Source organism: Mycobacterium sp. FW102-FHT13B02 (genome assembly GCF_058790275.1).
Map to the genome: position 1 here is coordinate 132,021 of NZ_JBYTCM010000017.1, position 7,252 is coordinate 139,272.

At 64.8% G+C, this 7,252-nt stretch carries 5 protein-coding genes; 4 read left to right on the plus strand and 1 reads right to left on the minus strand.

The features are described 5' to 3' along the window. Window positions 1-102 precede the first annotated feature (102 nt). A complete protein-coding gene (locus AC3WTE_RS24165; protein WP_492441571.1) occupies window positions 103-2,679 on the minus strand; it encodes a hypothetical protein in 2,577 nt (858 codons plus the stop codon). 153 nt (window positions 2,680-2,832) lie between these two features. On the opposite strand from AC3WTE_RS24165, the gene AC3WTE_RS24170 reads away from it, so the two are divergent. The 4 genes from AC3WTE_RS24170 (at window position 2,833) to AC3WTE_RS24185 (ending at window position 7,009) form a co-directional block, all read left to right on the plus strand. Further along, window positions 2,833-4,107, plus strand: coding sequence for a PucR family transcriptional regulator (locus AC3WTE_RS24170; protein WP_492441572.1), 1,275 nt, complete (start codon window positions 2,833-2,835; stop codon window positions 4,105-4,107). A gap of 236 nt (window positions 4,108-4,343) precedes the next feature. Then, the gene (groES, locus tag AC3WTE_RS24175; RefSeq protein WP_029367666.1) at window positions 4,344-4,646 is read left to right on the plus strand and encodes a co-chaperone GroES; all 303 of its coding nucleotides are present in this window, start codon (window positions 4,344-4,346) and stop codon (window positions 4,644-4,646) included. Between the two features lie 80 nt (window positions 4,647-4,726). Then, window positions 4,727-6,346, plus strand: coding sequence for a chaperonin GroEL (gene groL / locus AC3WTE_RS24180; protein ID WP_492441574.1), 1,620 nt, complete (start codon window positions 4,727-4,729; stop codon window positions 6,344-6,346). Window positions 6,347-6,541: 195 nt separating this feature from the next. Beyond that, complete coding sequence (locus AC3WTE_RS24185) at window positions 6,542-7,009, plus strand: cupin domain-containing protein (protein WP_492441575.1); 468 nt, start codon at window positions 6,542-6,544, stop codon at window positions 7,007-7,009. The last annotated feature ends 243 nt before the right edge of the window (window positions 7,010-7,252 follow it).

Sequence of the window (7,252 nt, forward strand, 5' to 3'; positions counted from 1 at the left end):
ACCGCCCACCCCCCCCCCCCCCCCCCCCCCCCCCCCCCCCCCCGCGGTCGCAGTCCGGGTAGCTGCTGCACTGCGAGCAGAATCCGCGAGAAGCTCGGCCGCCTAGGACTTCTTGGATTCCGCCGCGTGTTTTCCGCTGCCGGTGGCTGAACTCTTGACGTCCGTTGATTGCTTGTCACCGGCCCCTTTGGAATCCGTGGCCGCTGTCGGCGGTGTGCCGGCGCCAGTCTTCGAATTCTTGGCGTCTGTCGACCGCTTGTTTCCCTCAGCGGTTAAGGCCTTGGGGTTCTTGGACCGAGGGGTCGACTTGGCCGATTCCGCCGTGGTGGTCGATGCTGCCGGTGAAGTTGTACCGGGCTGATTCGACGAGTTGCCTGGCGCGGGGATTGCCGGCGCGGCGGCGCTGGTAGCCGATGCCGGGGCACTGGCACTGGCACTGGCACCGGCACCGGCACTGGCGGCTGCGGTGGCGACCGCTGTGGACACCGCAGCCGAAACCGGTCCGGTGGCGGCCGCCGGTGCAACGACGTTGGTGGCGGCCGTTGCACTGACTGCCGTCGTTGCGGGTGCAACCGTGGCCGAGGTGGGACTCGTCGTCGGGTTCGCCGTGGTGGCCTGACCGGCTGTCGGCACCATGCCCTGTAATCCGCCGGCCAGCATGTGTGCCGCCGACTGATTGACTTGGCCGACCTGCTTCAGAACCGATCCGATATCTGTCGCGGACAGCGGCGAGTAGCTGCCCGCATTCGTCAGGGCCACCGACAGGTCGTCGCGTGCGTTGAGGAAGCCGGCGGTGACACTGGTCGCCGGGTCGGTCAACGTCTGGTTGATGAGCGTCCCGAGTCCCTGGACGCCACCGGCCAGTGCTGCGAACGCTGCGCTCGGCCGGCCTGCGGCGAGGCTGCTCTGCACAGCCGCGATGGTCTTGTTCACCAGTAGGTCGAACCGAAGACTCGCCAGCACCACGGGCATCACGATGTCCTGGGTTGCCAAGGGCAGATTGTTGACCACCGCTGCCAGGCTGCCGGCCGGATTGGCGAAGACGCCCCTGGCCAAGGCAAGGAAGTCGGGCGTCAGCGCAGGGTTTGTGATCCGGTCCAGGACCGACGGCACCTGGGCCTGGCTGCCGAATATCTGGTTGAACTGATTCGTCCCGATCGCGGCCTTGATCTGGTCGATCTCGAGTGTGGACGTCACCCAACCAGAGCCTTGCATCTGGTGCCGGACGTAGTCGTACGAGAGTTGACGTTGTTTGAGGCTCGCGGCGTATTGGGTCGGAGTCACGGTCGGGGTGTCAGCCGGGATGTACTGGCCGACACTCCCGATCGGCACGACCTGCGCGGACACTGCGTTGTCGGCGACGGTGCCGGTGACGTTCTGGAACCGCATGAAGACGTTGCCGTCGGTGGCTCCGGAGTTGTCGATCCAGTTGGCCACCCCAGGATTCTGGCTGCTGATGATGTAGTAGGTGTAGCCGTCCGAGGAGTGGAACGTATTGGTGTCGTTGAGGCTGCCCTGTGCTGTCACGTAGGGCAGGTCGTTCATCCACGCGTTGCTGAGTTGGAAGTCTGAGTACCCGGACGGCAGGTTGGGCACTTTGACCACGAGCGCCTGATCGGGCTGCAGCGAGAAATGGCCGGCACTGCTCATCTGGCTGGGCAGAATCGGTCCGCCGATAATTGAGGGAGTCGACCCGATCGGCGTGAAATGGTTGGCCGGAATCGAATCGAAGCGGGCCTGGATTCCGTAGTTGGTAATGCTGCTGTTGGAGGCCGGCATGTTCGTCGAGACGGAATTCAGCATCGCCGTAATCTGGCTGTTCGACAGGACCGGGAGGGTATAGGTCGAGGGCGCACCCTGTTGTTGGAATGACAGGGTGTCGTGCGGTAGGCCCCAGTTGCCGATGGTGTCGCGGATGAGCACCATCGAGGCTCCACCGGTGTTGACCCAGTTGCCCGGTTGCTGCGTGGGGCTGATGGTGATGGTGTAGCTGCCGTCGGCATTGGGCGTGAATTTCGACAGGTCGTAGACCCCCGTCGCCGCGTAGTCGCCGACAATGGGCCTGCCCGACATAGGTACGAATGTCACGTCCTTGGTGCCCGGCTTGGGGGTGATGGTCAGCGTGACCGATTGGTCGTTGGTGACCATGAAGCTGTATTGATCGTCCGGATTCGGGCTGTTCGAAAATGGCTGCGGATTGGTGCCCGGTGCATTCCACGGGACCGGGAAATATTCGCCGTTGAGATCGTACGAATTGGTCAGGTTCTGCTCGGCAATGGCCATATAGAGCATCCCCGAAGCCATGTTCTGCGTGTATGCGGGCAGCGTCGTCTTGTCGTAGGCCGTGATGAATGGGTAAGCGCTGTTATTGGCGATCATTTGCTGCTGCGCCGCGACCAATTGGTCGACAGCCGGTTGGATATCGGTCGATGCGGCCAGTAGCCGAACCGAACTCGCCACAACCCCTGGGGCCGATTGCGAGAACGTCAGTGCGACTGCCATGGCGCAGGTCGTCGTCGCGACTGCGGCGAAACCGCCCGCCTTGCGCAGCCGGCGCGCTCGAGCCCGATTCTCGAGCCGGCGCGCTGCGCGGTTGCGGTTGGACGCCTGCTGTCCGGCGAGTTGACTGGCGCGATCGGCCGCCGACGCCGGCTGCCCGTCGAATCCAAGGTGTGGCACTTAGCTCTCCTGTGCTGAATTTCGTTTCTGCTGCGGCAACTCGGATTCGAACGAGATGGTCGTTGTGCCGTCCGACGATGCGTCCTAAGCGTCGTGGCCTGGATCACATAGGGCAAGGGGCATGGTGCACTGAAACCATGCCTACGATGAGGCATGGTGCACTCGCCGGACTACGACTCCTCTGCCGACTGGGAGCCGCCGTCCGAGCGGGTGCGTGAGCTGATCCGGCAGGCCGCGAAGGTTGTCGTCAACACTCGGCAGGAGTGGTACGACGAGCTGAACAGGGCAACGCTGTCGTCGCATTTCATGCACATCATCGCCGACGATCCACTGGCGGCCGACGCGATCGCCCGCAGTAATCGCTCCAACCAAATGCATTGGGCGGCAGCCAATATCAGCCGCCCAGGACAGGCGGTGCCGGCCAACATCGATGCGGAAACGTTGGCGATAGCCCGTTACCTGGTGCGTCGTGGGCTCAACGAAGCCGTGGTGGTGGAGGCCTACCGGCTGGCGCAGAATGTCGCGTTGCGCTCCTGGATGCGGACGGTGTTCGAGCTGACCTCTGATGCGCACGAGATGCGAGAGTTGTTCGACGTATCCGAACGGTCCATCACCCACTTCTTGGGGGAGATGATTTCGGCGATCCACGAAGAAATGAGGATCGAGCGCGACAACCTCACCCGTGGGACGCACGCGGAACGGCGGGAAACCGTCATGCTGATTCTCGATGGTGCTCGCCTCGGTCTTGGCCAGGCGGAGACTCAACTCGGGTATCAGCTTGAGCAGAGCCACACCGCCGCCATCATCTGGGGTGACGAAGCCAATGCGGATCTGTCCGATCTGGACCACGCCGCCGAAGTGTTGATCCACACGGTCCGCGGCCGGCGGGCCCTGTCGGTGCTGGCCGGTGCCGACACTCGATGGGTGTGGCTGCCGGGCGACGACGGCGCGGATCTCGCGGGCGTTGCCGAGGCGATGAAGCGGTTGCCCGGGGTGCGGATCGCGCTCGGTTCGACGGCGACAGGCATTGACGGTTTCCGGCGCAGCCATCTCGATGCCATCGCCACTCAGCGAGTGATGACACGGATCGGCCTGGCCAGGCAGGTCGCCTGCTTCTCCGATATCCAGTTCATCGCACTGTTCACCGCGGACCCGGACCAGGCGAACCGTTTCATCAAGTACACACTCGGCGACTTCGAGTCGGCCGCCTCGGAACTCCATAACACCGTGCTCGCCTACATCAACGAGCAGTGCAACGCGTCGCGGACGGCCTCGCGCCTGTTCATCCACAGGAATACGTTGATGCGCAGACTTGCCGACGCTGGTGAGCTGTTGCCGCGGCCGTTAGAGGGCGCCACCGTGCACATCGCGCTGGCCCTGGAGGCGTTGCGGTGGCGAGACGCCGCCGGCCGTCCCGGGCGGAAGTGACGCGCGCCCCTGTGGCGTCCCGGCGGTGATCGAAATTTTCAGCCCACAGCGAGTTCGCGAAACCCGGCACTAACCCACCCTTGAGCGCTAGCACTCGCATGTATAGAGTGCTAGGTGGCACGCGGCCAACCCCGCTCCGGCACCCGCGACGACGGTGTGTGGTCAGGGCGCTTGCCGAATACCTGGGATCCGGGGATTGGCCCCGGATCGACACCCGAACCAAGTGGAGGGCTTCCATCGTGGCAGTCAACATCAAGCCACTCGAGGACAAGATCCTCGTTCAGGCCAACGAGGCCGAGACCACGACCGCTTCCGGTCTGGTCATCCCCGACACCGCCAAGGAAAAGCCGCAGGAAGGCACCGTCGTCGCAGTTGGCCCCGGCCGCTGGGATGAGGACGGCGAGAAGCGGATCCCCCTGGACGTTGCCGAGGGCGACACCGTCATCTACAGCAAGTACGGCGGCACCGAGATCAAGTACAACGGCGAGGAGTACCTGATCCTCTCGGCCCGCGACGTGCTGGCTGTCGTTTCCAAGTAAGCACTCGTGTCCCGCCCCGGAAATCCCCGTGTCCGCACGGGTGATGTCCGGGGCGGCATGCGTATTAGCGAAAGGCTCTAATGAGCAAGCTGATTGAGTTCAACGAAGCTGCGCGCCGGGCCATGGAAGCCGGTGTCGACAAGCTCGCCGACGCGGTCCGCGTCACGATCGGTCCGCGTGGCCGGAACGTGGTGCTGGCCAAGGCCTTCGGTGGCCCGCAGGTCACCAACGACGGCGTCACCATCGCCCGCGACATCGACCTGGAAGACCCGTTCGAAAACCTGGGCGCCCAGCTGGTCAAGTCCGTCGCGACCAAGACCAACGACGTCGCCGGCGACGGCACCACCACCGCCACCGTGCTGGCCCAGGCCATCGTCAAGGCAGGCCTGCGCAACGTCGCTGCCGGTGCCAACCCGATCGCGCTCGGTGTGGGCATCTCGAAGGCCGCCGACGCGGTGTCCGAGGCCCTGCTGGCCGCGGCCAAGCCGGTGTCCGACAAGACCGCCATCGCCCAGGTCGCGACCGTCTCGTCGCGCGACGAACTGATCGGCGAGCTGGTCGGTGAGGCCATGACCCGCGTCGGTGCGGACGGCGTCGTCACCGTCGAGGAGTCCTCGACCCTGAACACCGAGCTCGAGGTCACCGAGGGCGTCGGCTTCGACAAGGGCTTCCTGTCGGCGTACTTCGTCACCGACTTCGACTCCCAGGAAGCGGTCCTCGAGAACGCGCTGGTGCTGCTGCACCGCGACAAGATCAGTTCGCTGCCCGACCTGCTGCCGCTGCTGGAGAAGGTCGCCCAGGCCGGCAAGCCGCTGCTGATCATCGCCGAGGACATCGAGGGCGAGGCACTGTCGACCCTGGTCGTCAACGCCATCCGTAAGACCCTCAAGGCCGTCGCGGTCAAGGCGCCGTTCTTCGGCGACCGCCGCAAGGCGTTCCTGGAGGACCTCGCCGTCGTCACCGGTGGCCAGGTCGTCAACCCGGACGTGGGTCTGGTCCTGCGTGACGCCGGCCTGGATGTGCTGGGCACCGCCCGTCGCGTCGTGGTCACCAAGGACAGCACCGTGATCGTCGACGGTGGCGGCACCGCCGAGGCCATCGACGGCCGCAAGGCGCAGCTGCGCAGCGAGATCGAGGCCTCGGACTCGGATTGGGACCGCGAGAAGCTCGAAGAGCGCCTCGCCAAGCTGGCCGGCGGCGTGGCCGTCATCAAGGTCGGCGCTGCCACCGAGACCGACCTGAAGAAGCGCAAGGAAGCCGTCGAGGACGCCGTCGCCGCCGCCAAGGCCGCGGTGGAAGAGGGCATCGTCACCGGCGGTGGCGCGGCTCTGGTCCAGGCCCGTGCCGCACTGGACGGCCTGCGTGGCTCGCTGACCGGCGACGAGCTGCTCGGCCTGGAGGTCTTCTCCTCGGCGCTGTCGGCCCCGCTGTACTGGATCGCCACCAACGCCGGCCTGGATGGTTCGGTCGTGGTGAACAAGGTGTCCGAGCTGCCCGTCGGGCAGGGCTTCAACGCCGCCACCTTGACCTACGGCGACCTGCTGGCCGACGGCATCGTCGACCCGGCCAAGGTGACCCGGTCCGCGGTGCTCAACGCCGCTTCGGTGGCCCGGATGATCCTGACGACCGAGACGGCCATCGTCGAGAAGCCGGCTGAGGAAGCCGATCACGGGCACGGCCACCACGGTCACGCCCACTAGGTAGTTCCAACGAAACACCCCCGGTCCTGACGGACCGGGGGTGCTGTCGTCGTTTTTGGGCGGTCTCCGCGGTAAGCCCCGCTCAGCACGGCAATGGTGTGCATACTCATGGATACCTGACATCGATGTCGCCCGAATGATCCGATCGGGGCGTGCATAGCTGCTCCCGCCGATTACGCAAGGGGGGGATGCCGCATGAGCATGGCGTACCTGGCACAACCGAACCAGCAGCAACAATTGGAATGGCTCGATGGCGGCACGCTGGCGATCTTGCTCGACGGCAAGGCCACAGATGGACAGCTGATGGTTGGGCGGTTCGATGTCAGTGAAGGCGAAGCACCCCCTTATCACAGGCACACGCGTGAGGATGAGGTATTCATGCTCATCAAGGGGACCGCGTTGCTCTGGTATGACGACCAGGAGATGGAGCTTTCCGAGGGGGGAATCGTCTTTCTGCCCAGGGATATTCCGCACGCGTATCGCATCACATCCAAGAAAGCGGACCTGCTCATGATCAACACTCCCGCTGGAATCGAGGGGATGTTCCGCTACGCCGGTCGAGATAGAGCTACTCCGCGACCGGATGGTTTTGAAATCTCACCCGCACGGATGGCAGAAGGGGCGGACAAGTTCGGACAGGTCATTCTGGGCCCCCCGCGCTGATCGCGCACATCTCCAATTCTTGGGGCCGACACCGGGGGGCGGTAATCCGACACCACCGAGACCGCAATCGTGGAGAAGCCGGCTGAGGGAGCCGATCACGGGCACGGCCACCACGGCCACGCCCACTAGGTTCTGCCGAGCACACACAAAACTGCCCCAAGCCTTCGGGCGGTTTCTAGGGGTTGTCGCAACACTGCTGGTTATTGAGCCCGTAGTAGATCACGCAAGCGCTCGGCTGGGGTA